This window comes from Halorubrum marinum, from assembly GCF_048381195.1.
Lineage (GTDB): Archaea > Halobacteriota > Halobacteria > Halobacteriales > Haloferacaceae > Halorubrum.
This window is the reverse complement of record NZ_JBLWMM010000001.1, coordinates 283,624-307,226: the sequence shown is the minus strand read 5'-3', so window position 1 is coordinate 307,226 and position 23,603 is coordinate 283,624. Positions and strand designations below refer to the sequence as shown.

The window sequence follows — 23,603 nt, the reverse complement described above, 5'->3', positions numbered from 1 at the left end:
ACGAAAAGCGCCCGGGTCGAACCACCGCCTCGATCCGCGCCGACCGCCGCCTCAGTCCGCGCTTACGGCCGACTCGTACTCGGAGATAGGCTCGCCGTCCTGATAGGTGAAGTACGTCGCCAGCGCCGGGCCGCTCACGTTGTGCCAGACGCTGAACAGCGCCGGGATCAGCGCCGCGATCGGGTCGAAAAAGGCGACCGCGAGCGCGACGGCGAGCCCGCTGTTCTGAAGCCCGACCTCGAACGCGCACGCGCGAGCGCGGTCCTCGGCCATCCCGGTCAGCTTGCCGACTCCGTAGCCGGCACCGAGCCCAAGTCCGTTGTGAAGGAGGACCGCGACGACCACGAGCGCGCTCGCGGTGAGGATCTCCTCGACGTTGAGTCCGACGACCGCGGCGACGATGGCGACGATAGCGACGACGCTGATCGCCGGGAACACGGAGAGCCCCGCCTTCGCCGCCGTCGGCGCGTACCGATCGAGCAGAAGTCGCAGGACGAGTCCGGCGATGACCGGGATCAGGACGATGAGAACGATCGTCTCGGCCATCTCCGCAAACGTCACCGTGATCTGCTCGCCAGCGAGGAGCACGACCCATGCCGGCATCACGAGCGGTGCGGCGACCGTCGTCACCGTCGTGATCGTCACCGAGAGGGCGACATCGCCGCGGCCCAGATACGTCATCACGTTCGAGGCCGTTCCCCCGGGTGCTGCGCCGACGAGGATCAGTCCGACGCCGACCTCCCACGGGAGACCGAGGGCGACGACGAGCACGTACGCGAGCGTTGGCATCACGAGCCACTGCGCCGCTGCGCCGATAAACACGTCACGTGGTCGCTCGACGATACGCTTGAAGTCGTCAGGCGTGAGCGTTAGCCCCATGCCAAGCATGATGAGCCCGAGCAACGGCGTGATGTACGCGGCGATCGGCGTGAACGAGTCGGGCACATAGAGCGCAGCGCCGGAGGCGAGGAGCACCCAGACGACGAAGTACTTGCTCGTGAACGTACCCACCTGCTCTAATCGGTCCATGGCGGTCATCTCGTCGTGATTCGGATCAGCAATAAAAAGACACACCCGATCGTGCAACACTTTCGAAATAATAGATGACCGAATATTTCGGGCTACATTCGGCTCTCGTTGCAACGTTTCGAAACAACAGCTATCTGAGAAGAGAACGATTAAAACGCGGCAACGGTCAGCGAGGAGTGAACAGACGATGACGGGGGGCTACGTTGCAGTGAGACAGGGAAATCGATCGACGAGTCGGGGGGGCAAGCCGTGAGCGACGGGCCGACGCTCCGGATCGTCGACGAGGCGGACGACGGTCCGAGCGGCACGGTCCCCGCCCCCGTTCCGCCGGACGACCCGGAGGCGTGGTACGCGACGGACGTGCGCGCGCAGTACGAGTCGGCCCCCGGCGTGGTCGCGACGGTCCGCGAGCGCGACGGCGGTCGATTCGGGTACGACGTCCGCGAGCCGCCGCTGTCGACCGACGACGAACGTGCGCTCGACCGCGTCCGCGAGCACTTCTCCGCCGTTCGTCACCGCCGACCGCTCACCCGCGTCGGGGTCGTCGATCGCGCGGCGGCCGGATTCGAGCCGAAGTACGCCCAGGCGCTCGACCGGCTGCTCGACGCGAGCGCCGCCGCCCGCCGCCGGATCGACTACCACGCGCTGCGCGACCTCCGGCTGCTCGGCGACGTGACGCCGCTCGCCTTGGACGACCGAATCGAGGTGGCCGACGTGGGCGACGAGCGCGAGCTGGTCGTCCACACCGAGACGTTCGCACCGCTGGAGACGGGGATCGACGTCGACGCCGGGTACGTCGAACGGGTCGCCGCCGAGCGGCTCGCGCAGTACGCCGTCGGGTTCGCCGGGCTCTCGGTCGACGTGGTCGTCTACCGCGAGCGCCTGCTCGGCTCGGACGCGTTCGAGACGAAGTACGCCGTGCTCGAACCCGATCTCCTCCCCGGCGACGAGGCGCTGATCGACGAGTGTAAGGAGCGCATCTGGGAGACGACCGTCAACGGCGTCGTCGACGACCGCGAGGCGTTCGTCGCGGCCCACGCCCGACGCTTCCTCTCGCGCCGACTCACCGCGCGCAACACCCGCGCGTGGGTCGATGCGGCGACCCACCGCCTCCGGTCTGCGCTCGCCGAGCGCGGCCTCGCCGTCCCGCCGGTCGACTCGCGGTACGCCCACGACCGGCTCGACGACCTCGCGTACTACGTCCTCCGCGACTTCGTCGGCGAGGGGATCCTCACGGTGCCGATCCGCGATCCGAACCTCGAAGACGTGGAGGCCAACCGCGTGGGCGAGCGGGTGAAGGTGATCCCGCGAGCGTCGGTCCTCCGCGCGTCGGGATCCGACGAGGGCGGAGCTGGACACCCCCTCGCCGGGACGGGAACCCGCGTTCCGACGAACCTCGCGTTCGACGACGAGACGACGTTCGTCAACGTCGTCACCGGGCTGGCGGCCCGCGACGGCACGGAGCTCAACGCCTCCTCCCCCTCGGCGAAGGTGAACCTCGACCTCGACGGCGTCGACGAGACCGTCCGGTGTGCGGTGGCGCTCCCGGTCATCTCCGAGGGCGGTCCGCACGTCTCGATCCGCAAACAGAGCGCCGACGCGCTGACGCCCGTCGACCTCGTCGACCGCGGGAGCCTCTCGACGGAGCTCGTCACCCTGCTGTGGCTGTTGTACGAACACCGCGGGGTCGTCCTCTTCGCCGGCCCGACGGGCGTGGGGAAGACGACGTTGCTCAACGCGCACACGCCGTTCATCCCGTTCGACGATCGACCGGTCTCGATCGACGAGGGGTCACGGGAGGTCCACCTCCCGCACGAGACCGGCGTCTCGCTCACGACCCGCGACCACGAGGAGGCGTACAAGGCCGTGAGCATGGCGGAGCTGATGACGGAGGCTAACTACCTGAACCCCGACGTGGAGGTGATCGCGGAGATCAACACCCCCGCGAGCTTCGACACCTTCGCCGAGACGCTGAACACCGGACACGGCGTGATCGGCACCACTCACGCCGAGGACGTCGAAGCGCTCGCCAATCGGGTGATAGAACGGGGGCTGCCGCCGTACCTCCTCCGGGAGATCGATCTGGTCGTCTTTCCGCAGCAGATCGACGGCGAGCGGTACGTCTCGCGGGCGGTCGAGCTGCTCTCGGCCGACGAGTACGCGGCGCTCGATCCGGAGGCGAAGCGGAGCGCCACGGGGAACTCGAAACACGGCGGCGCCGGCGTCGTCGACAAGGGCGGCGAGACGGTGCACTACAACACCCTCGCGTGGCGCGACTCCGAGGGGGCGTTTCGATTCCCGGGCGCACCGGGAGCCGACGACTCGGAGTCGCTCCGGCGCGACGGCGACCCGCGCCACCACGCGTTCGATCGGATCGCGGACCGCACCGACCGCGAGGTCGACGCGGTCGAGACGGAGTTCGCCGCCAAACACCGCTACGTGGAGTATCTCGTCCGCGATGGAGTCGACGACTTCGACGACCTGTTCGAGTTCCTCGCGGATCTCCGGACCGACGAGGCGGCGACCGTCGAGCGCGCGGCCCGAACGGCTGACCGAGGGGGGCGACCGTGAGCGGAGAGCCGCTGTCCGACGCGGCTCGAAACGCGAGCGGCGGGTCGACCGCGCTCGACGCGGCCGAGACCGACGGCTTCCTACGGTCCGGTCGGTTCTCCGTCGTCGACCGCGTGCTCTACGCGCTGTTCGCGCGCCACGCGAGCGACCGGCGACACGACGCCGACCGGAAGCGGTACCGCGGAACCGCCCTCGACACGGGGTTCGAGACGTACCTCGCCCGGGTGTACGGGCTCTCGTGGGTCGTCTCCGTGGGGGTTATGGTTCCGACCCTGCTGGTCGCGGCCGGAAGTGCGCCCGCCCTGCTCGCCGCGGTCGACGCTCGACTCGGCGGCGTCCCGCCGGTGGCCGCTGCGTCGCGCTCGCCCGATGCAGTCGCCGTCGCCGTCGCCGCGATCGCTGGCATCGTCGCGAAGCGAACGACGGTCCGGCTCGGCGGGCTCCACCTCCGGTGGCTCACGGCGACGCGCCGGACGGACATCGAGCGGACGCTCCCGGCCGCGGTCCGGTACCTCGAACTGCTCGCCTCCGGGAGCGACGGTCCCCGTAAGATGGTCGAGAAGACCGCCGCGAGCGACGCGTACGGCGGCACCGCGACCTCGCTGCGAAAGGCGCTCAACGCCGCACACCTCGCCGGGAGCCTCGACGAGGGGCTTCGTCGAGTCGCGCGCGACACGCCCTCGCGAGAGCTGCTCGCACCCTTCCTGCTGAAGTTCCGCAAGCACGCGGCGACCGGTGACGCGGCGCTCGCGGAGTACCTCCGAACGGAGAGCCGGATGCTCGCGCACCGCCAGGACCGGGCGCGCAAGCGAGCGCGGCGGTTCCTCGAGCTGCTCACCGAACTGTTCGTCGCCGTGTTGGTGTTGCCGGCGCTGCTCGTCATCGCGGCGACCGCGCTGACGGTCGTGATTCCGGAGTTCCTCCCGCCGGTGGACACCCCCGTCGGGGTGGTGCCGACGCGGGCGGTCGTCCTCTACGGCTCCGTGCTCTTTCTCGTCGCGCTCGGACTCGGCGGCGCAGTCGCCGTGGGAACGCTCCGGCCGCCGAACCAGCGTGCCAGCTACGACCTGCCGGGATCCCCCCGCGAAATCGTCGTCTCCCTCGGATCCAATCCGGCGAGCGCCGCGGTGATCGTCGCGCCGCCGGCGTTCCTCCTCGCGGTCGGACTCGCGCTCGCGGAGTACACCCTCGTCAACGTCGTGCTACTCGCGTACGCCGCGTTCGCAGTTCCCGTCGGGATCGTAGCCGGGAGGCGAACGCGGATCGACGACGCGAAGGACCGCGAACTGGCCGACTTCGTCCACGCCGTCTCGGGCCACGTCGCGCACGGCCGACCGTTCCCGGACGCGGTGGCCGCCGTCGCCCGCGAGGTGGACCTCGGGGTGCTCGACGACGACGTGGCCGCGCTCGCGTTCGCGCTCCGGTCGACGACCGCGACGGGGGCTCCGGGACGTGGCGACGGCGGCTATGGCGGCGACCGCGGCGAGGACGCGCCGACCGACGTCCGCGCGGCCGCCATCGACCGGTTCGTCGACCGCGTCGGGACGCCGCTGGCCGAGGGGACGCTCGGGCTCGTCACCGGCGCGCTACACGCCGGAAGCGACGCCGAGGCCGTCTTCGAGACGCTCCGGATCGAGGTGGGACAGCTGTACAGCGAGCAGCGGGCGCTGCGCTCGTCGATGCATCCGTACGTCGCGGTCGGGTGGGCGGCGGCCGCGCTGGTCGCCGCCGTCGTCGCCGTCGTCAACACGCAGGTGATAGACGCCGCGCGACTGGCCGACCTCGCCGCGACCGCCGAGTTCGTCGTCGAGCCGGAGACGGTCCACCCCGAGTTGGAGCGCTTCCGGCTGTACGTCGTCACGCAGGCGACGATGCTCGCGTCGGGATGGTTCGCCGGCACCGCCTCTCGCGGGCGGTACGCGGCGCTGCTCCACTCGGGACTCCTCGTGACGCTCTGTTACGCGGTGTTCACGCTGGGCGGGTTGGTGTGAGCGGCCGCTCGGGGAGCGGGGTCGACAATCAGATTTTTGGTATTTTGGCCCGTTGAAATTCTCAGTAGTTGATAGAGATCCTCTGATGAATACAGCGGGTGAGCCTTGTTCACATGCTCCTGAAAGCTGCGGTTAGTGGCTATAGCGAGTGAACAGAACCAGTTCGTGGGTGGTTCTTGACCGGTCTCGTTGTCTGGATAATGCTTGTAGAGGACAGTCTGAATCGCGTCTAAACAGGGCCCAGCGGGTGAGTTCAGCAGAAGCCGGTGTTCGTTTCAGGTGATAGAGCGTGAACTACGCCGTTACGACGAGTGAGATCTAGCCGGCTTGAGAGGTTATCAGCCCCAGAATCGACCTTCGAGATACTCGCTTCGGTCGGGCGAAACCGACAGGCGACACGCGGAGTCAGCGGTGTTCGGAGACGCGAATGGGCGCCTCGGGTGTTTCGATCCCTTCGCTGACGAAGGCGGCCATCGAGCGCTCTGTCACGTCCGAGGCGAACGCGAACTCGTCGCGCAGGTCGGCCACATAAGCCTTGCCGCGAATCGTCCGATAGTAGGACTCGTCCTCGACCAGGACCGTGAACGGATGGTCCTCGTCGACGTAGACGTACTTCGAGGTCACCATGGCTTCCTTGACGATCGCACTCGCTCGCTCGACGTCGGCAGAGGCGGTGACCGCGAGTTCGACGACGACCATCATCTCCGGCTGGCCGTCGTTGGCGTTCGAGACGTTCCCAGTGAACATCGTTGCGTTCGGGATACTTACGGCGCTGTCGTCGGGCGTCCTCAGCGTCGTCGCCCGGAGGTTGATGTCGGTTACCTCGCCGTAGTCGCCGTCGATGGTGACCTTGTCACCGACTTGGTAGGGACGCTCGGTGACGAGCACCAGCCCACCGATTATCGCCGCGAAGAGGTCCTTTAGGCCGAACCCTAAAGCCGCCCCGAACAGCCCCGACACTGCGAGCAACTGTGCGGTCGATAGTTGGAGCAACGGTCCCAGGACCAGATACGCCGCGGTTCCGAAGATGAGAACCCGCGCGATTGGAATGAAGATCTTGATGCTGATCTGCCAGCGGAGAATGCGCTCGGCGACCGCCGTGAGTACGTACCCGACGACCCAGGTGGCCAGGTACGCGGCTACGAGTACGCCCACTATTCTCATGAGCGTCTCCTGGGCGATCCCCAGGTCTACCAGCGTCTGGAGCGCGGTCACAGTATCCGCCTCCGTTCGGTCGCCGTCGCGGCGGCCGGCACTGCCGCCGGTACCAGTTCCACGATATCGCCCTCGACCGTAACGAGGCCGTCGCGCGCGAGACGCCCGAGAACCCGGTCGAGTCCGTCAACAATTCCCGCGAGCTGTTCCCGGTTGACTCGCTCTTTCGCGAGTACGATCCGCAGGCAGAACGCCTCCTCGCGGTCCAGGTCCCGGTCGGACGCGGGGACGCTCACGTCGCTCGGGCGCACCTCTGGCCCCTGCCGGGCCTCCCAGATGGCCGTGGCGACGCCGAGGTTCCCGTTCGAAACCGCAGCGAGCCGGCCGAACGTTACGTCCTTTGGACCCATATTTCCATCCGAAAACAGGTCCTTGACGGCAACTGGGCTCAACGTAGGGACCGGCACCGATACCGACCAGTCCCGCCAGTCAATCTCGTGGCGCGTCGTGACGACCAAGCCGCCCCGGTCGGGGTCGTCTGCGACGAACGTCGGCATCACGTCGTACCGATCTAGCACGAGTTCCGCGATCCGTTCTGCGGGAAGGGGCTGGATCTCGACGGTCACGGGAAATTCCCGGTCGAGGGCCTGCACCGCCGCGAGGTACGCCCACGCGTACCGGTTCCAGCCGGTCACCACTGTCGCATCGACGCTCGCCAGGTCGTCGAGAAACGCAGACAACGCCTCGAATCCCCCGATGCAACGCTCGTACAGGTGCTGACAGCCCTCTATCACAACTGGCCCTCCGTTGATCCCCGCCCGGGTTTGGGCAATCCCGTCGCCCGGGTCAAGGCTAACCCGGGTTGCGTCCAGATCCCGGACAGCACGGTCGAGGACGGACCCACGTCCGGAGAAGGGATCGCCCACGACGGCAACCGGCCCGGCCTCCTCGCCCGAGAGGACCGCGTTGAACGCCTCGTGGTCGTCACCGAGGAGCGTGGGGACATCGACGTCCGGTCCCCGACGTCTCCTTTCGACGGCACTATCCGTCATTATATCTCACAGTTACGTCCAGCTGGTTATAAATCAACGATAGCGATGCTGGTCGAAGTTATAAGGCCGCGACGGACTCCGGGCCAGCCTCGGATCCCGAGCGATTAAAGTCAACTTGTGATAACCAACCGCTAGTGGTTATCATCGAGCGAGCGACCGACGGACGGCGGCGACCCGCTGGCAGGCACGCCCGAAGTGGAGTCGGCGAGCGGCGGCGACCGCGCGGATTATCCGGAGGTGCGCCGTGAAGAACGTGACCCTCGCGGTCGTCGCCGGAACGACTGAAACCGCCGCGATCGACGGGATTAGCGCCGCGGGAGCCGACCCAGCGCTCCGGAAACACACGCCGAGCGCCGACCTCGAGATCGTCGCCGACGGTCGCCCCGCACCCGACTCTCCCGTCCCGGTCAGCCCGTCGGGCTGTCCGACGCCGGCGGTCGTGACGCGGGCCGTCCGCGAGCTGGCCGGCGTCGAGGTCGTCGGCGTCGACGCCGGGCTCGCAGTGCCGACAGAGGCGTCGTTGCGGGTGTACGAGACGGACGCGAGCCCCGGCGGTGACGTTCGCGACGCGAATCCGGTGCCCGACGCCGAGACGATTTTCGAGCGGGCGCGCGAGACGGTGCCGGACGTGATCGCCGGACTAGAGGGCGACGCCCCCGACGAGCTGTTCGTCGCCGAGACGATTCCGGGGGGGACGACGACCGCGTTCGGCGTGCTGACCGCGCTCGGGGAGCGGCCGAGCGTCTCCTCGTCGCTAGCGACGAACCCGCTCGCGCGAAAGCGCCGAGTCGTCGAAGCGGGGCTGGCCGCGAGCGGGCTCGGTCCGGGCGATTGCGCCGGGGCTCCTGTCGACGCCATCCGGCTGATGGGGGATCCGGTGCTCGCCGCGGCCGCGGGCCTCGTGGTCGGCGCGACCGAGCGGGGAATCGACGTGACCCTCGCCGGCGGCACCCAGATGGCGACGGTCGCGGCGCTGGCGCGACACGCCGGCGTCGACGGCGAACTCACGTTGTCGACGACCGCGTTCGTCGCCGACGATCCGACCGCGGACGTGACGGGGCTCGCGGACGACCTCGATCTGGCGGTGACCGCGACCGACCCCGCGTTCGACGAGAGCGACCACCCGGCGATGCGAGCGTACGCCCGCGGCGAGGCGAAGGAGGGCGTCGGCATGGGCGGGGCGCTGGCGCTGGCCGACCGTACCGACGTCCCCGCGAGCGACGTGCGCGAGCGCGTCGCGGCGATCACCGACCGGCTGCTCGCCGAGCGGGAGGGAACGGTATGAAGGGGTTCGTCCTCGGCGGCGTCAGTTCCGGCGTCGGTAAGACGGTGGCGACGCTCGCGACGGTCCGCGCGCTGGGGAACGCCGGGCTCGACGTCCAGCCCGCGAAGGCCGGTCCGGACTTCATCGACCCGAGTCACCACGCTCGCGTCGCCGGACGCCCGTCGCGGACGCTCGATCTGTGGCTTCAGGGCGAATCGGGGCTCCGACGGAACTACGCCCGCGGAGAGGGAGATATCTGCGTCGTCGAGGGCGTGATGGGGCTGTACGACGGCGACGGGTCGAGTACCGCCGCGGTCGCCGAGGCGCTCGACCTCCCGGTCGTCCTCGTCGTCGACGCGAGCGCCGGCATGGAGAGCGTCGCCGCGACCGCGCTGGGGTTCCAAGCGTACGCCGAACGCGCCGGCCGCGACATAGACGTGGCCGGGGTCGTCGCCCAGCGCGCACACGGGGGCCGACACGAGCGAGGGATTCGCGAGGCGCTGCCGGACGACATCGCGTACCTCGGTCGGGTCGGACCGGACGACGCCTTGACGGTTCCAGAGCGCCACCTCGGGCTCCACATGGGCGACGAGTCGCCGATCGACGACGACGCGCTCGACGCGGCCGCGGAGGGGCTCCGGACGGACCGACTGGTCGACGTCGCGCGGGAGCCGGCGGGCGCGACGGGAGCAACCGAGTCAGCCGATCCGACCGAGTCGACCGACGACGCCCCCCGCGTCGCCGTCGCCCGCGACGACGCCTTCCGGTTCGTCTACCCGGCGACGATCGAGCGGCTGCGCGAGCGGGCGACCGTCGGGACGTTCGCGCCGACCGCCGGCGACCCCCTCCCGCCCTGCGACGGCGTCTACCTCCCCGGCGGCTACCCCGAACTTCACGCCGCGTCGCTCGCCGAGAGCCCGGCGCTCGACGACGTCGCGGACGCGGCCGCGGACGGCGTCCCGGTCCTCGGCGAATGCGGCGGGCTGATGGCGCTCGCCGAGTCGCTCACGACCGTCGAGGGCGACACGCACGCGATGGCCGGGGTGTTGCCGGCCGCGGTCGAGATGCGAGAGCGGTATCAGGCGCTCGACCACGTCGAACTGCGCGCGACCCGGGACGGCCCGACGGCCGCGACCGGGACGACCCTGCGCGGCCACGAGTTCCACTACTCCTCGGCGACGGTCGACGACGACGCTCGGTTCGCGTTCGACGTGGAGCGCGGCGAGGGGATCGACGGCGACCGCGACGGGCTGATCGAACACCGAACGCTCGGAACGTACGCGCACGTCCACGCCGAGAGAGGGGCGTTCGACGCGTTCTGTGACCGGTTGTGACGATGCTCGCTGCCGCCGCGTCTCCCGGCACGCTCGCGCCCCCTGTGCTCGACGCCGTGGCGCTCACGCTCCCCGCCCTCGCCGCGGTGGGAATCGCCGTCGCCCTCGACCTGGCGATCGCGGAGCCCCCGACCCGGATACACCCGGTCGCGTGGTTCGGCTCGATCGTCGGTCGCACCGATCGGCCGTGGGCCCGGCCCCGGCTCGTCGGCGTCGCGGTCGCCGGTGTGCTCCCTATCGCCGCCGCGGCGCTCGCGGGCGGGCTCGTGGCGGTCGCGGCGGGTATCGGCTCGCTCTTCGCCGCCCTCGTCGCCGGCGTCGCGCTGTTCTCGACGGTAAGCCTCCGAATGCTACTCGACGAGACCGCGAGGGTCGTCGAGCTGACGCAGACGAGTCCCGACGCGGCCCGCGAGTCGATTCGCGCGCTGGTCGGGCGAGACACCGCCGACCTCTCACCGGCCGCCCTCCGGAGCGCCGCGGTCGAGAGCGCGGCGGAGAACCTCGCCGACGGGTTCGTCGCCCCTCTCGGCGGGTTCCTCGTCGGGGCGACCGTCGGACTGGGACTCGCGGTCGGCGGTGCGGAAGCTGGGGTCCCGGCCGACGCGGGGGCAGCCCTCTCACTCGGCGTCGCCGGGGCGGTCTGGGTGAAGGCGGTCAACACGCTCGACTCGATGCTCGGCTACCGCACGAAACCGGTCGGGTGGGCGAGCGCCCGCCTCGACGACGGGGTCATGTTCCTCCCGGCCAGAGCGACCGCGGTCTGTCTGGCCGTCGCGGCCGGGTCGCTCGGGGCGCTCCGAGCCGCCGGGAGGTGGGCGCGCGTCCCCGCCTCCCCGAACTCCGGCTGGCCGATGGCGACCGCGGCGGCCGCGCTCGACGTCCGACTGGAGAAGCCGAGGGCGTACGTCCTCGCGCCGGACGCCGCCCCGCCGACCGTCGCCGACGCGGAGCGAGCGGTTCGGCTCGTCGGGGTCGCGGGCGGCGTCGCGGTCGCCGGGGCGGCGGGGTGGCTGGTGACGCTCGCGGGGGTGATCGCGTGGGCCTGACGGGAGCGGTCGCCGCGCTCCGGGGCGCGCTCGGGTTCCTCTCGCGGATTCCCGTCGGCGCCACCGACGACGGCTGGGAGGCGTTCCGGCGCACGCCCGCGGCCATGCCGGCGGTCGGCTACGCGCTCGGCCCCCTCGTCGCGCTCCCGGTCGCCGCCGCGGCGCTGGCGCCGGTCCGAGTGCCGTCGCTCACGGTCGCGGCGGCGTTCGTCGCGTGGCTGTACCTCGTCACCGGAATCACCCACCTCGACGGCGTCGCGGACCTCGGGGACGCGGCGGTCGTCCACGGCGACGCCGACCGCCGGCGCGAGGTCCTGAAGGACTCCGCGCTCGGCGTCGGGGGGACCCTCGCGCTCGCGCTGGTGGTCCTCGGACTCGCGACCGCGGCGACGGTGATCGCGGACCTGGCCCGCCTCTCCCTCGTCGACGCGGTCGTCCTCGTCGTCGCCGCGGAGGTGGGCGCGAAGGCCGCGACGGCGGCGCTCGTCTGCGTCGGCGACGCCCCGCACGAGGGGCTCGGCTCCGCGCTGACCGAGGAGTCCGGCCCGCGCTCCCTCGTCGGCGTCGCGCTCGTGACGGCCCCGGCGACGCTGCTCGGCTGGCCGCGGGTCCTTCCGGGCGTCGTCGCCCTCGGGGCCGCGCTGGCGACGGGGGCGCTCCTCGCCCGATGGGCGACCCGGCGGCTCGGCGGGGTCTCCGGGGACGTGCTCGGCGCGACGAACGAGCTCGCACGGGTCGCAGCGCTGCACGCGGGGGTGATCGCGTGGACGCTCTCGTGATGTGCGGCGGGCGCGGGACCCGCCTCGGCGGGGCGACCGAGAAGCCCCTCACTCCGATCCACGGCCGACCGATGATCGACCGCGTGCTGGACGCGCTGGCCGCGAGTCGGGTCGCGACGGTCCACGCCGTCGTCTCTCCGCAGGCTCCCGAGACGCGAGCACACCTCGCCGATCGAGTCCGCCTCGCCGGTCGAGCACGCCTCGCCGAGCGGGCCGCGGACCACCCCGCCCTACGGCTCGTCGACGCGCCCGGCGACGGGTACGTCGCCGACCTGCGGTACGCGGCGGAGTCGATCGAATCGAGCGAGGCAGCCGGGCCGGACGGCGTGCCGGCGCTGACGGTCGCCGCCGATCTCCCGCTGTTGGACGGGGAGGCGGTGAACGTCGTCCTCGACGCGGCGCGGGACGCGGAGGTCGACTCGCTCACCGTCTGCGTGCCGACGGCGCGGAAACGCGAACTGGGCGTCAGCGCCGACGCGGCGACCGAGATCGACGGGACGGCGCTCGTTCCCGCCGGGATCAACGTCGTCGGCGGGATTGGCGGGAGCAGCGAGGATAGGGATAGGGATGAGAACAGTGCAGAGAGCGACAAGAACGACGACTCCGACGCGGGCGACGCGTCCGCGATCTACCGCACCACCGACCGGCGGCTCGCCGTCAACGTCAACTACCCGTCCGACGTGGAGATCGCAGAGCGACTCCTCGCCGAGGACGACGGTAGCGACGAATCCGGAGACGAAGTGAGCAACCCATGACACTCGACGACGCACTCGACCTCGACCGCGCGCCGCACGGGAGCAGCGACGACCCCGATCTGCTGGACTTCTCGGCGAACACGAACCCCGTCGTGCCCGAGGGCGTCGAGCGGGTCTACCGCGAGGCGTTCGCCGAGTCGCGGTCGTACCCGGCGGAACCGCCGACCGCGTTCCGCGAGGCCGCCGCCGACTACGTCGGCTGTGACCCGTCGGCCGTGATCCCGACCCCCGGCGGGCTCGCCGCGATCCGCGCGACGGTCGGGCTCGCCGTGGAACCCGGCGACACCGCCTTAGTGCCCCGCCCGAGCTTCGGGGAATACGCCCGCGAGGTCCGGCTACGGGGCGGCGAGCCGGCGTTCGTCGCCGCGGAGTCGGTACTCGACGCCGACCCGACCGGCCACGCGCTCGCGGTCGTCTGTCACCCGAACAACCCGACCGGGACCGCGTACGACCGCGAGGCGCTGGAGCGCTTCGCGGCGCGGTGCCGGGCGGTCGACACGCCCCTGCTCGTCGACGAGGCGTTCCTCGGATTCACCGACCGACCGTCGCTGGCGGGGACCGAGGGGGTCGTCGTCGCCCGGTCGCTCACGAAGCTGTTCGGGCTCCCGGGGATCCGAACCGGCTTCGCGGTCTCGACCGGTCGGTTCGGGGAGGGACTGCAGAGCACCCGCCGCCCGTGGAACCTGAGCGCGCCGGCGATCGCGACCGGGACGTACTGTATGCGTCAGACCGAGTTCGTCCGCGAGACTCGCGAACGCGTGCGGACGGAGCGGGAGCGCGTGCGAGCGGCGCTCGCCGAGCGCTACGCGGTGTCTCCCTCGGACGCCCCGTTCCTGCTCGTCGACGTCGGCGGTTCGGGGCGGGCGGTCGCGGACGTCGTCAAAGACGCGCGCGACAGGGGCGTCGCGGTCCGGGACGCGACCACCTTCCGCGGGCTCGACTCGCACGTCCGGGTCGCGGTGCGGCGGCCCGCGGAGAACGACCGACTGCTCGCCGCGCTGGGCGTCGGCGCGGCGCGCGGAGCGCGGGAGAACGACACGCGGGAGGACGAGCGATGACGGAGTCGTCGGCGTTCGAGGCGACCGCCCGCGAGGGAGTGCTCCGAGTCCGTCACCCCGGGGCGCGCTGGCTCTCGACCGGGTGGAGCGGCGGGCGATCGCGGGGCGACGCCGCGTACAACGTCTCGGTTCCGGAGGGGTTCGACCGGACTGACCTCGACGCGTACCGCGACGAGCGGCTGACGCGGTCGGGGTTCGAGAGCCGCGGGGAGACGGACGAAGACGCGACCCCGCCGACCCTCTTCACCGGCGTCTCGATGCGCCACGCTCGCGGCGCGCGGCACGGTTCGGTCGTCGCGTACGCGACCGCGGGGCTGTCGAACCCGGCGATGCTCCCGATGGAGCCGGAGGGAGACGGCGAGGGAGCGCGGAGCGCGACCGACAGCGGTGCGACGCCCGACAACGCATTCCCCGACAGCGAGCCTCCGGCCCGCCCCGGCACGGTTAATCTGATCGTCGGGACGACGCGCCGTCTGGCGGACGGCGCCGCCGCGAACCTCGTCGCCGTCGCCGCGGAGGCGAAGGCGACGACGCTGCTGAAGACGGCGGGCGTGCCGGGGACGACGAGCGACGCGGTCGTCGTCGCCGACGACCCCGCCGGAGAGTTGGCCGCCTTCTCGGGGAGCGCGACCCCGGTCGGGGCGGCGGCTCGCGTCTGCGTCCGGGACGCGCTCCGCGCGAGCCTGCGGTCGCGGTATCCGGACGGCGAGTTCCCGGGCCCGACGAGCGACGCCGAGCACGGCGTCGTCGCCGACGACGGCGCGGAGGTTTTCGAACTATGACATCAGACACCAACGACATCGACGACGACACGGACCGATCGACTGACGAGGACCAAACGAGCGACGACGACCGGACGAGCGACGACGGCCGAACGAGCGACGACGCCCCCGCCGCCCGGACGCCCGGCGGCGGCGCGGCACCGAAACCGGAGCCGATCGAGCCCGGCGCGCCCGCGGAGTTCGGGCTCGTACAGGCGTGGTGGGGCGACGGGAAGGGGAAGTCGACGGCGGCGCTGGGGATGGGGTTCCGGGCGGCCGGGCACGGCTACCGCGTCCACATGCTCCAGTTCATGAAGGGCGGCGCGGACAGCGTCGAGGGCGTGCGCGGCGAGTACAACGCGATCGCCGCGGTGCCGGGGTTCACCTACGAGAACGCCGGCCACTACGGCTGGCACGGCCTGCTCGACGGCTCCGCGGACGACGAGCACGCGGCCAAAGCCACGGCCGCCTTCGAGCGCGCGGAGGCGCTCGTCGCGGGCGCGGCGGCCGCCGACCTCACCGAGCCGGTCCCGCTCGACGGCGACGCCGACGACGGGGTGCACATGCTGATCCTCGACGAACTGCTGTACGCCGCCGACCGCGGGCTCGTGGAGCCCGACGACGTCGTCGCGCTCGTCGAGTCGAAGCCGGAGGATCTCGAACTCGTGCTCACCGGGAGCCACGCGGAGCCGGAGTACCTCGACGGGGTCGCGGACCTGATCACGAACGTCCGGAAAGTGGCGCACCCGTTCGACGCGGGCCACCGCGCCCGCCGGGGGACGGAGTACTGAGCGGTGAGCGAGATGGCCGTGAACGAGACGGCGGACACCGTCCTGATCGCCGGGACCGCGAGCCACGCCGGGAAGAGCACGCTGGCGGCCGGGATCTGCCGGCTGCTCGCCGACCGCAGCGTATCGGTCGCGCCTTTTAAGGCACAGAACATGAGCAACAACGCCCGCGTCGCGCTCGGGCCCGACGGCGACTGGGGAGAGATCGGCGTCTCACAGCACGTGCAGGCCCGGGCGGCGCGGGTGCCGGCGACGACGGACATGAACCCCGTCCTCCTCAAACCCCGCGGCGACGGCGAGAGCCAGCTGGTGGTCGACGGGAAGGCGGTCGCGAACGCCTCCGCGGGCGACTACTACGAGTCGCACTGGGAGCGGGCTCGCGACGCGGCCGTCGCGGCGCACCGCCGGCTCGCTAGCGATCACGACGTGATCGTCGCGGAGGGCGCGGGGAGCATCGCCGAGATCAACCTCCACGACCGCGACCTCGCGAATATCGAGTGCGCCCGCTTCGCCGACGCCCGGGTTCTCGTCGCCGTCGACATCGAGCGCGGCGGCGCGTTCGCCAGCCTCTACGGGACGCTCGAACTGCTTCCCGAAGACGTCCGCGAACGCGTCGCCGGCGCGGTCATCACGAAGTTCCGCGGCGACGCCTCGCTGCTGGAACCGGGGATCGAGGAGATCGAGGCGCGGACGGGCGTCCCGATCGTCGGCGTCGTCCCCCACGACGACCCGGGGCTCCCGGCGGAGGACAGCCTCTCGCTACCCGATCTGGCGGCCGGGAACGGGGCCGCGGCCGCCGAGGGTGACTCAGCGGCGACGGCCGCCCTCGGCGCGGACGACGGCGTTCCCGACGCCGACGCGGTCCGGATCGCGGTCCCGCGGCTTCCGCGCATCTCGAATTTCACCGACTTGGAACCGTTGGCGCGCGAACCCGGTGTCCGGGTGGCGTACGTGCCGCTCGACGCGGGTTCCGACGACACCGACACGGCCCTCGACGACGCCGACGCGGTCGTGCTTCCGGGGTCGAAAAACACCGTCGACGACCTGCTCGCCCTGCGCGACGCCGGGTTCGACGAGGCGCTTCGTCGGTTCGACGGGCCGATCGTCGGGCTCTGCGGCGGCTATCAGATCCTCGGCGAGCGGCTCACCGGCGCGGACGTCGAGGGGACCGGTTCGGCGTCGACGGTCGACGGCGTCGGCGTGCTGCCGGTCGAGACGCACTTCACGCCCGACAAGCGCGTGGAACGCGTGACGCGAACGGTCGAGGGAGCGGGCCCCGTCGCGGGCGCGAGCGGGACGGCGACGGGCTACGAGATCCACATGGGCCGGTCGTCGCCGACGGCGCCGGTGGACCGACCGCTCGGCCCCGAGAGCGCGGCGACCGACCGCGTGCTCGGCACGTACCTTCACGGGCTGTTCGAGAACGAGTCCGTTCGAGAGGCGTTCGTCGAGACGGCGTTCGCGGCGGCGGAGACGTCGCGTCCGACGGATACCGGGACGACGGTGGGGGCTGAGACGGAGGCGACTGGACCGGGCGAGGGCGCCGACAGCGACCCGTACGACCGAGCCGCGACCCTCGTCGCGGACAACGTCGATCTCGGGGCGCTCGGCCTCGACTCCTCCATTTAATATTGTCGTGTGACATGACACGAGTATGTTCGGAACCAGCGGCGTGCGCGGACCGGTCGGCGAGACGGTGACGGCGGGGCTCGCGCTCGAAATCTCGCGGGCGGTCGCCGTCGACGCGGACCGAATCGTCGTCGGGCGGGACGCCCGCGACTCGGGTCGGGCGCTCGTCGACGCGGTCGCGGCGGGCGCGGTCGAGTGCGGCGCCGACGTGATCGATCTCGGCGTGGCCGCGACGCCGACCGTCGCGCGAGCGATCGCGGCCCGCGACGCCGGCGCCGGTATCGTCGTCACCGCCTCGCACAACCCGCCCGAAGACAACGGGATCAAGCTCTGGACGCCCTCCGGGCAGGCGTTTGACACGGCACAGCAGGACGAGATCGAGCGACGGATCGAGGACGGCGAGGTCCCGTACGCGGCGTGGGACGAGCACGGAACGCGAACCGCGTGGGACGGCGGGAAGGCCGCCCACTGCGACGCCCTCGTCGACGCGGGTCGGCGGTGGGCGGGGACAGACGACGCTGGCGGCGGCGACGCCAGCGACACCCCCGACGCCGCGGCCGAGGACGCTCCGCTGGAGGGGCTCTCGATCGCCGTCGACGTCGGAAACGGAACCGGTGCCGTGACCGCCGACGCGCTCTACGACCTCGGTGCAGCCGTGACGACGCTGAACGCCCAGCCGGACGGTCGGTTCCCCGCTCGGCCGAGCGAGCCGACCGCGGAGACCTGCCGCGGGCTGGTCGCGCACGTCGCCGGTACCGACGCCGACCTCGGGATCGCCCACGACGGCGACGCGGATCGGATGATGGCCGTGACGGGCGAGGCGTCGTTCGTCTCCGGCGACGAGCTGTTGGCCGTGTTCGGTGCGGAGGCCGCCGCCGAGGGCGAGCGTATCGCCGCACCGGTCGACACCAGCCTCGCGGTCGACGACGCGCTGGCCGAGCGGGGCGCGAGCGTGGTCCGCACGCGGGTCGGCGACGTGTACGTCGCCGAGCGAACCCGCGATTCGGGCGTCGTCTTCGGCGGCGAGCCCTCCGGCGCGTGGATCTTCCCGAACGAGACCCGATGTCCGGACGGTCCCCTCGCGGCGGTCGTGCTGGCCGCGCTCGCCGCGGACCGGCCGCTCGCCGACCGCGTCACCGACGTGCCGGACTACCCGATCCGACGGGAGACGATCGAGACGGACGAGAAGGCGACCGCGATGGCGGCGGTTACGGACCGGGTTCGCGCGTCGTACGACGACGTCAGCGACATCGACGGCGTCCGCGTCGGGCTCGACGACGGCTGGTTCCTCGTCCGCGCCTCGGGCACGCAGCCGCTGATCCGTCTGACCGCGGAGGCTCGCGACCCGGATCGGGCGGACGAGATCCTCGCCGACGTCCGCGAGATCGTCGAGGACGCGCTCGGGGCGATCTGACTCCGCAGGCGCTCTGGCACCCTCGCGACGCTCACCGGTTCCCGGCGGTCCGTCACCTCGCCGTCCGGAACCGATTTCACGCTTGCCGTGGACGTGTCGTCCATGCAAACAGTCGTGCTCGCGGCCGGTCGCGGAACGCGCATGCGCCCGCTCACTGACGAGACGCCCAAGCCGATGCTCCCCGTGGCGGGGCGACCGTTGGTCGAACGGGTCGTTCGGTCCGCGATCGCGGCCGGAGCCAGCCGGATCCACCTCGTCGTCGGCTACGAGGCCGACGCCGTGAGGGAGCACTTCGACGCGCTCGACCTCGGCGTTCCCGTCGAGTTCGCGGTCCAAGCGGAGCAGCGCGGCACCGCCGACGCCGTCCGCGCCGCCGCGGACGACCTCGACGACGCCCCCTTCGTCGTGCTCAACGGCGACGTGTTGTACGACCGCGAGTCGCTCGGCGCGCTGTACGCCGAGGCGCCCGCGGTCGGCTCGTACCGCGTCGACAACCCGTCGTCGTACGGCGTGTTGGAGCTCGACGACGACGGCTCCGTGGCCGGCGTCGTCGAGAAGCCCGCCGATCCGCCCTCCGACGTGATCAACACCGGCGCGTACGCGTTCCCCGCCGCGGCGCTCGACTGGCTCGACGTGGCCGACAGCGAGCGCGGCGAGGCCGAGCTGACGGACGTGCTCCAGCGCGCCTGCGAGTCGTTCTCGGTGGCCGCGGTGCCGTTCGAGCGCTGGCTCGACGTGGGCCGTCCGTGGGAGCTGCTCGAAGCCAACGAGTGGGCGCTCGGCGAGATCGACCGCCGGATCGACGGCGACGTGAGCCCGGACGCCACCCTCGACGGCCCCGTCGTCGTCGAGGCGGGAGCGACCGTGAAGTCCGGCGTCGTCATCGAGGGACCGGCATACGTCGACGCGGGGGCGACCGTCGGGCCGAACGCGTACGTCCGCGGGGCGACGTACCTCGGACCGGGCGCGAAGGTCGGTCACGCCGTCGAAGTGAAGAACGCCGTCCTGCGAGCGGGCGCGACGGTCGGCCACCTCTCGTACGTCGGCGACAGCGTTCTCGGACGAGACGTGAACTTCGGGGCCGGAACGACGGTGGCGAACCTGCGTCACGACGGCGAATCGGTCCGAGCGACGGTGAAAGGCGAGCGCGTGGACACCGGTCGGCGGAAGCTCGGCGTGATCTGCGGCGACGAGGTCAAGACCGCGATCGACACCGCGCTGAACGCCGGGGTCATGCTTTCCTCGGGAGCGACGACGACGCCCAGTGAGTCGGTGACGCGGGACCGGTGACGCGCGATCGGTGCTGCGGGACCGGTAAGGCCGGGCCCGGGTCTGAATCAGTGACGCGAGACCGGTAAGGCCGGGCCCGGGTCTGAATCAGTGGCGAGGACGGCCGGTCACGCAACCCCTAAGGTCGGAGCGACCGCACTGATCGTATGAAGATCGCGATACTCGGCGGCACCGGCGACATCGGCGAGGGGCTCGCGCTCCGGCTCGCGGCGGACACGCCACACCGGATCCGGATCGGCTCGCGAGACGCCGAAAAAGCGGAGAACAAGGCCGAAGAGTACACCACGGAGCTCGAGAGCCGGGGGATCGACGCCGCGGTCGAGGGGTTCGAGAACGCGAACGCGGCCGCCGAGGCCAAAGTCGTCGTGCTCGCGGTGCCGCCGTATCACGTCGGTGACACCGTCGAGGCGGTCGCCGACGTGCTGGAGCCGGGCGACGTGCTCGTCTCGCCCGCGACGGGGATGAAACGCGACGACGAGGGGTTCCACTACCACAAGCCCGGCGCCGGATCGGTAACCCGGATCGTCGCGGACGCGGCCCCCGAGGGCGTCGACGTCGTCGGCGCGTTCCACAACCTCGCGGCCGCCCGGCTCGCGAACCTCGACGCTGGCCTCGGGATCGACACGCTCGTGATCGGCGACGACGAGGACGCCAAGCGAACGGTCACGGACGTCGCCGAGGGGATCGAGGGGCTTCGCGCGCTCGACGCCGGGGGGATCGCCAACGCACCCGAAATAGAGGGGCTCACGCCGCTGCTCATCAACGTCGCGAGCAACAACAGCGGGCTCCACGACCTGGGAATCGAATTTAAGTGAGACGGCCGGGACCGCCGTTCCGTTAGGCCTTTGCGCGGCGGGACCCTCCGGTCGGTAGATGGAGTACCTGGAGCGCCGGGTCGCGCTGGTCGAGGAGCGGCTCGAAGCCGTCATCGACGAGGTCGAACCCGACGAGCTGTCCGAGGAGGTCGGCCACGTCGTCCTCGCCGGCGGGAAACGCGTGCGTCCCGCGGTGACGATCCTCGCCTGTGAAGCGTTCGACGGCGACCCCGCCGACGCCGTCGACTTCGCGGCGGGAATCGAGTTCGTCCACAACGCCTCGCTCGTGATCGACGATATCATCGACCGATCCGAAGTCCGTCGCGGCACGCCCTCCGCGTGGGCGGAATTCGGCTACGGCCCGGCGATCGTCGCCAGCGACGGCCTCCTCGGCGAGGCGTTCGCCCTCTTCTCTTCGGAACCGCGCGCGATGCGGACCGTCGCCGAAGCGATGGTCGAACTCGGCGAGGGCGAGGCCACGGAGCTTTCCGCCCGCCCCACCACCGAGGCGGAGTACATGGAACTCGCCCGTCGGAAGACCGGCGCGCTGTTCCGAGCGGCCGCCGAACTCGGCGCGGTCGCCGGCGGGGCCGATCCGCACGCGGTCGACTCGTTCGGCGAGTACGCGGAGCGCGTCGGGGTCGCCTTCCAGATGCGCGACGACGTGCTCGACGCGACCGCCGACGCCGACGACCTCGGGAAGCCGACCGGACAGGACGCGGAGATGGATCGCCCCTCCGTCCTGCAGGTCACCTCGCTGTCGCCCGACGAGATCGACGAACGGGCCCGCGAGCAGTCGGAGCTTGCCCTTGCCGCGCTCGACGACGCCGACCCGCCGGAGACGGCGGCGATCGAGTACCTCCGCGACTTGGCGGAGTTCGTCGTCGTGCGGAAGCGGTAGCGGGTCGGTGGCTCCGCGGGGCGACCGTAGGGGCTCGACGAGGGGGAAAACCACTGCGGTTCGAAGTCGTGTAGAGCCCGACAGAGATGTACAGTGGTGCACGTCCGTGCAGTCCGATGTTCACGGAGATACCGAGATCGGCCGACGCATGATCGGTTAGTGTTCTGATACCAGTAGATATATATGAGCTATCTCCGATTGGTGGTACTATGTCGCAAAGGACACAGTTCGAATTGAACCGACGAAATTTCATGAAGACGAGCGGTCTCGCTGGGGTTGCGATGACCGGGCTTTCCGGATGTCTCGGCGGTGAAGAGGCCGGGGACGAACTCACGATCACGTTGACGCAGTTCCCTGACACGATCGATCCCCTCGATCACATTACGGGAGATTACTTCGACGTATTAGACCACATCTATGAGCCACTCTTCGACTTCGAACCGGGCGAGGGTATTTTCCCGCGCGTGGTTGAGGAGACGGAGATTCTCGATGGCGGTGCGACCGATCTCCGGCTCAGAGACGACGTGGTGTTCCACAACGGTGACCAACTGACCGCGACCGACGTGGCCTGGACGATCAACCGGACCGTCGACAACGATATCGGCGTCGCGAGCGACATCGGGGCGTTCGGACTCGGATCCATCACCGGTGCCGAGGCGATCGACGACACGACGGTCGAAGTGATGTACAGCGGTGCACCCGGCCTCGCGGAGTTCGAGTTCGGGAACTACGCTCGCGCGATGAACCGCGAGTGGTCGATAGAGAACCACAATGCCGACCAAGAGGGAGAGTCGGTCTCGGGCGCTGACCCGGAGGACTTCAACGGAACGGGTCCCTACGAGGTCGTCGACTTCACCTCCGGCGAGGAGATCGTCTTGGAACGGTTCGACGACTACTGGGGAGAAGAGCCGCCGTTCGAGCGCGTTATCTTCAACGCAGACGGAGAGTCCAGCGGTCGAGTCAGTTCGCTGGAGACCGGCGAGACCGACCTGACGATCAACATTCTTCCTGAAGACGTCGCAACGGTTCAAAACGCCGACAACGCCGAGATCCGTCGGGTGACGAGCTTCCGGAATATCTTCCTGCCGATGAAGAACACGGTGGAGCCGTTCGACAGCCAGGAGTTCCGGCAGGCCATGAACTACGCGGTCGACAACGCCGGAATCGTCGACTCCGTGCTCAGCGGGTTCGGTGAAGCCCGCGGCCAGCCGGTCGCACCGGGAATCAACGGCTTCAACTCCGACATCGAGCCGTACGAGCAGGATATCGGTATGGCCGAGAGCCTCGTCGAGGACAGCGGGTACGGGGGGATCGAGATCGAGCTCGTCGTCCCGCAGGGTCGATATCTCAACGACGCCGCAGTCGGCGAGACCGCGGCCGACCAGATCAACCAGCTCAGCAACGTCGACTGCGACGTGAGCATCGTCGACTTCGGTGTCGTCTCTGACGCGAACTCCGCGGGGATCGATCCCGACTCCTTCGAGATTCCCTTCTACATGATCGGCTGGGGAACGATCACGGGCGACACCGACTACGGCGTGCAGGGCTTCTTCAGTCAAGAGGCGGAAACGCGGACGTTCGACGACGAAGAGCTCAGCGACGCGATCTTAGAGAGCCAGCAGATCCAAGACCCGGACGAGCGTCGCGAACAGCTCGAAGAGGTGAATCGGCTCGCTCACGAGAAGGCGCCGTTCGTGTTCCTGCACACCCAAGAGAGCATCTACGGAGTCAGAGAGGACATCCAGTGGCAGCCGCGCGAGGACGAGACCGTGTACGTCTGGGGAATGGAATAGGCAGGCGTCTGAACACCTCCGCGTTCGGTGACTCATCACGAGTGACCGGAAGCCCGACAGACGACGAACAGACGATCTCGACACGCAGACCGACTGTGAGTGACCACGCGGTCAGCGGTGACCTCGCGAACCACTCGGTCGGCACTGGCTGCGGTGAATCGTGTCGAAAGGATAATTA

The 23,603-nt window shown here is 70.5% G+C and carries 19 protein-coding genes; 16 read left to right on the top strand and 3 right to left on the bottom strand.

Annotated elements, in window-relative coordinates:
- Nucleotides 1-51: 51 nt before the first annotated feature.
- A complete protein-coding gene (locus tag ACNSN4_RS01550; RefSeq protein WP_418284005.1) occupies nucleotides 52-1,038 on the bottom strand; it encodes a bile acid:sodium symporter family protein in 987 nt (328 codons plus the stop codon).
- Nucleotides 1,039-1,278: 240 nt separating this feature from the next.
- On the opposite strand from ACNSN4_RS01550, the gene ACNSN4_RS01545 reads away from it, so the two are divergent.
- Nucleotides 1,279-3,600, top strand: coding sequence for a type II/IV secretion system ATPase subunit (locus ACNSN4_RS01545; protein ID WP_418284004.1), 2,322 nt, complete (start codon nucleotides 1,279-1,281; stop codon nucleotides 3,598-3,600).
- On the top strand, nucleotides 3,597-5,591 hold the full coding sequence (locus ACNSN4_RS01540) for a type II secretion system F family protein (protein ID WP_418284003.1): 1,995 nt from the start codon (nucleotides 3,597-3,599) through the stop codon (nucleotides 5,589-5,591). Before ACNSN4_RS01545 ends, ACNSN4_RS01540 begins: the two co-directional genes overlap by 4 nt.
- A gap of 405 nt (nucleotides 5,592-5,996) precedes the next feature.
- Here the strand turns inward: ACNSN4_RS01540 and ACNSN4_RS01535 are convergent, their stop codons facing one another.
- Together ACNSN4_RS01535 and ACNSN4_RS01530 are read right to left on the bottom strand one after the other, a co-directional pair.
- On the bottom strand, nucleotides 5,997-6,806 hold the full coding sequence (locus ACNSN4_RS01535; protein WP_418284002.1) for a mechanosensitive ion channel family protein: 810 nt from the start codon (nucleotides 6,804-6,806) through the stop codon (nucleotides 5,997-5,999).
- On the bottom strand, nucleotides 6,803-7,798 hold the full coding sequence (locus ACNSN4_RS01530; RefSeq protein WP_418284001.1) for a hypothetical protein: 996 nt from the start codon (nucleotides 7,796-7,798) through the stop codon (nucleotides 6,803-6,805). Before ACNSN4_RS01530 ends, ACNSN4_RS01535 begins: the two co-directional genes overlap by 4 nt.
- A gap of 229 nt (nucleotides 7,799-8,027) precedes the next feature.
- Here ACNSN4_RS01530 and ACNSN4_RS01525 point away from each other — a divergent pair, with 229 nt between their 5' ends.
- The 14 genes from ACNSN4_RS01525 (at nucleotide 8,028) to ACNSN4_RS01460 (ending at nucleotide 23,425) form a co-directional block, all read left to right on the top strand.
- Nucleotides 8,028-9,083 (top strand): nicotinate-nucleotide--dimethylbenzimidazole phosphoribosyltransferase, encoded by a 1,056-nt coding sequence (locus tag ACNSN4_RS01525; protein ID WP_418284350.1) that lies wholly within the window; start codon nucleotides 8,028-8,030, stop codon nucleotides 9,081-9,083.
- Entirely contained in the window at nucleotides 9,080-10,396 is a 1,317-nt protein-coding gene (locus tag ACNSN4_RS01520) for a cobyrinic acid a,c-diamide synthase (RefSeq protein WP_418284000.1), read from the top strand. The genes ACNSN4_RS01525 and ACNSN4_RS01520 overlap by 4 nt, the downstream gene beginning before the upstream one ends.
- 2 nt (nucleotides 10,397-10,398) lie before the next feature.
- Nucleotides 10,399-11,442 (top strand): CobD/CbiB family cobalamin biosynthesis protein, encoded by a 1,044-nt coding sequence (locus tag ACNSN4_RS01515; protein WP_418283999.1) that lies wholly within the window; start codon nucleotides 10,399-10,401, stop codon nucleotides 11,440-11,442.
- Nucleotides 11,433-12,221 carry an adenosylcobinamide-GDP ribazoletransferase gene (cobS, locus tag ACNSN4_RS01510; protein WP_418283998.1) on the top strand — a complete coding sequence of 263 codons (789 nt, stop codon included), beginning with the start codon at nucleotides 11,433-11,435 and terminating at the stop codon, nucleotides 12,219-12,221. Before ACNSN4_RS01515 ends, cobS begins: the two co-directional genes overlap by 10 nt.
- A complete protein-coding gene (locus ACNSN4_RS01505) occupies nucleotides 12,221-12,976 on the top strand; it encodes an NTP transferase domain-containing protein (RefSeq protein WP_418284349.1) in 756 nt (251 codons plus the stop codon). Before cobS ends, ACNSN4_RS01505 begins: the two co-directional genes overlap by 1 nt.
- Complete coding sequence (locus ACNSN4_RS01500) at nucleotides 12,973-14,034, top strand: aminotransferase class I/II-fold pyridoxal phosphate-dependent enzyme (RefSeq protein WP_418283997.1); 1,062 nt, start codon at nucleotides 12,973-12,975, stop codon at nucleotides 14,032-14,034. The genes ACNSN4_RS01505 and ACNSN4_RS01500 overlap by 4 nt, the downstream gene beginning before the upstream one ends.
- Entirely contained in the window at nucleotides 14,031-14,816 is a 786-nt protein-coding gene (locus ACNSN4_RS01495) for an adenosylcobinamide amidohydrolase (RefSeq protein ID WP_418283996.1), read from the top strand. The genes ACNSN4_RS01500 and ACNSN4_RS01495 overlap by 4 nt, the downstream gene beginning before the upstream one ends.
- Entirely contained in the window at nucleotides 14,813-15,586 is a 774-nt protein-coding gene (locus ACNSN4_RS01490; protein WP_418283995.1) for a cob(I)yrinic acid a,c-diamide adenosyltransferase, read from the top strand. The genes ACNSN4_RS01495 and ACNSN4_RS01490 overlap by 4 nt, the downstream gene beginning before the upstream one ends.
- 12 nt (nucleotides 15,587-15,598) lie before the next feature.
- Nucleotides 15,599-17,212, top strand: a complete 1,614-nt coding sequence (locus tag ACNSN4_RS01485) for a cobyric acid synthase (RefSeq protein WP_418284348.1) — start codon at nucleotides 15,599-15,601, stop codon at nucleotides 17,210-17,212.
- 25 nt (nucleotides 17,213-17,237) lie between these two features.
- Nucleotides 17,238-18,626: a phosphopentomutase/phosphoglucosamine mutase gene (locus ACNSN4_RS01480; RefSeq protein ID WP_418283994.1), complete on the top strand. Its 1,389-nt coding sequence runs from the start codon at nucleotides 17,238-17,240 to the stop codon at nucleotides 18,624-18,626.
- A gap of 102 nt (nucleotides 18,627-18,728) precedes the next feature.
- Complete coding sequence (gene glmU, locus ACNSN4_RS01475) at nucleotides 18,729-19,916, top strand: bifunctional sugar-1-phosphate nucleotidylyltransferase/acetyltransferase (protein WP_418283993.1); 1,188 nt, start codon at nucleotides 18,729-18,731, stop codon at nucleotides 19,914-19,916.
- A 146-nt stretch (nucleotides 19,917-20,062) separates the two neighbouring features.
- The gene (gene npdG, locus ACNSN4_RS01470; protein ID WP_418283992.1) at nucleotides 20,063-20,731 is read left to right on the top strand and encodes an NADPH-dependent F420 reductase; all 669 of its coding nucleotides are present in this window, start codon (nucleotides 20,063-20,065) and stop codon (nucleotides 20,729-20,731) included.
- A gap of 58 nt (nucleotides 20,732-20,789) precedes the next feature.
- Complete coding sequence (locus ACNSN4_RS01465) at nucleotides 20,790-21,632, top strand: polyprenyl synthetase family protein (protein WP_418283991.1); 843 nt, start codon at nucleotides 20,790-20,792, stop codon at nucleotides 21,630-21,632.
- Nucleotides 21,633-21,841: 209 nt separating this feature from the next.
- Nucleotides 21,842-23,425, top strand: a complete 1,584-nt coding sequence (locus ACNSN4_RS01460; protein ID WP_418283990.1) for an ABC transporter substrate-binding protein — start codon at nucleotides 21,842-21,844, stop codon at nucleotides 23,423-23,425.
- The last annotated feature ends 178 nt before the right edge of the window (nucleotides 23,426-23,603 follow it).

Bases quoted from the DNA above. Each gene is read 5' to 3' on its own strand.
- ACNSN4_RS01550 (WP_418284005.1), bottom strand. From the start codon at position 1,038: ATGACCGCCATGGACCGATTAGAGCAGGTGGGTACGTTCACGAGCAAG.
- ACNSN4_RS01530 (WP_418284001.1), bottom strand. From the start codon at position 7,798: ATGACGGATAGTGCCGTCGAAAGGAGACGTCGGGGACCGGACGTCGAT.
- ACNSN4_RS01520 (WP_418284000.1), top strand. From the start codon at position 9,080: ATGAAGGGGTTCGTCCTCGGCGGCGTCAGTTCCGGCGTCGGTAAGACG.
- ACNSN4_RS01515 (WP_418283999.1), top strand. From the start codon at position 10,399: ATGCTCGCTGCCGCCGCGTCTCCCGGCACGCTCGCGCCCCCTGTGCTC.
- ACNSN4_RS01505 (WP_418284349.1), top strand. From the start codon at position 12,221: ATGTGCGGCGGGCGCGGGACCCGCCTCGGCGGGGCGACCGAGAAGCCC.
- ACNSN4_RS01500 (WP_418283997.1), top strand. From the start codon at position 12,973: ATGACACTCGACGACGCACTCGACCTCGACCGCGCGCCGCACGGGAGC.
- ACNSN4_RS01495 (WP_418283996.1), top strand. From the start codon at position 14,031: ATGACGGAGTCGTCGGCGTTCGAGGCGACCGCCCGCGAGGGAGTGCTC.
- ACNSN4_RS01490 (WP_418283995.1), top strand. From the start codon at position 14,813: ATGACATCAGACACCAACGACATCGACGACGACACGGACCGATCGACT.
- ACNSN4_RS01485 (WP_418284348.1), top strand. From the start codon at position 15,599: ATGGCCGTGAACGAGACGGCGGACACCGTCCTGATCGCCGGGACCGCG.
- ACNSN4_RS01480 (WP_418283994.1), top strand. From the start codon at position 17,238: ATGTTCGGAACCAGCGGCGTGCGCGGACCGGTCGGCGAGACGGTGACG.
- glmU (WP_418283993.1), top strand. From the start codon at position 18,729: ATGCAAACAGTCGTGCTCGCGGCCGGTCGCGGAACGCGCATGCGCCCG.
- npdG (WP_418283992.1), top strand. From the start codon at position 20,063: ATGAAGATCGCGATACTCGGCGGCACCGGCGACATCGGCGAGGGGCTC.
- ACNSN4_RS01465 (WP_418283991.1), top strand. From the start codon at position 20,790: ATGGAGTACCTGGAGCGCCGGGTCGCGCTGGTCGAGGAGCGGCTCGAA.
- ACNSN4_RS01460 (WP_418283990.1), top strand. From the start codon at position 21,842: ATGTCGCAAAGGACACAGTTCGAATTGAACCGACGAAATTTCATGAAG.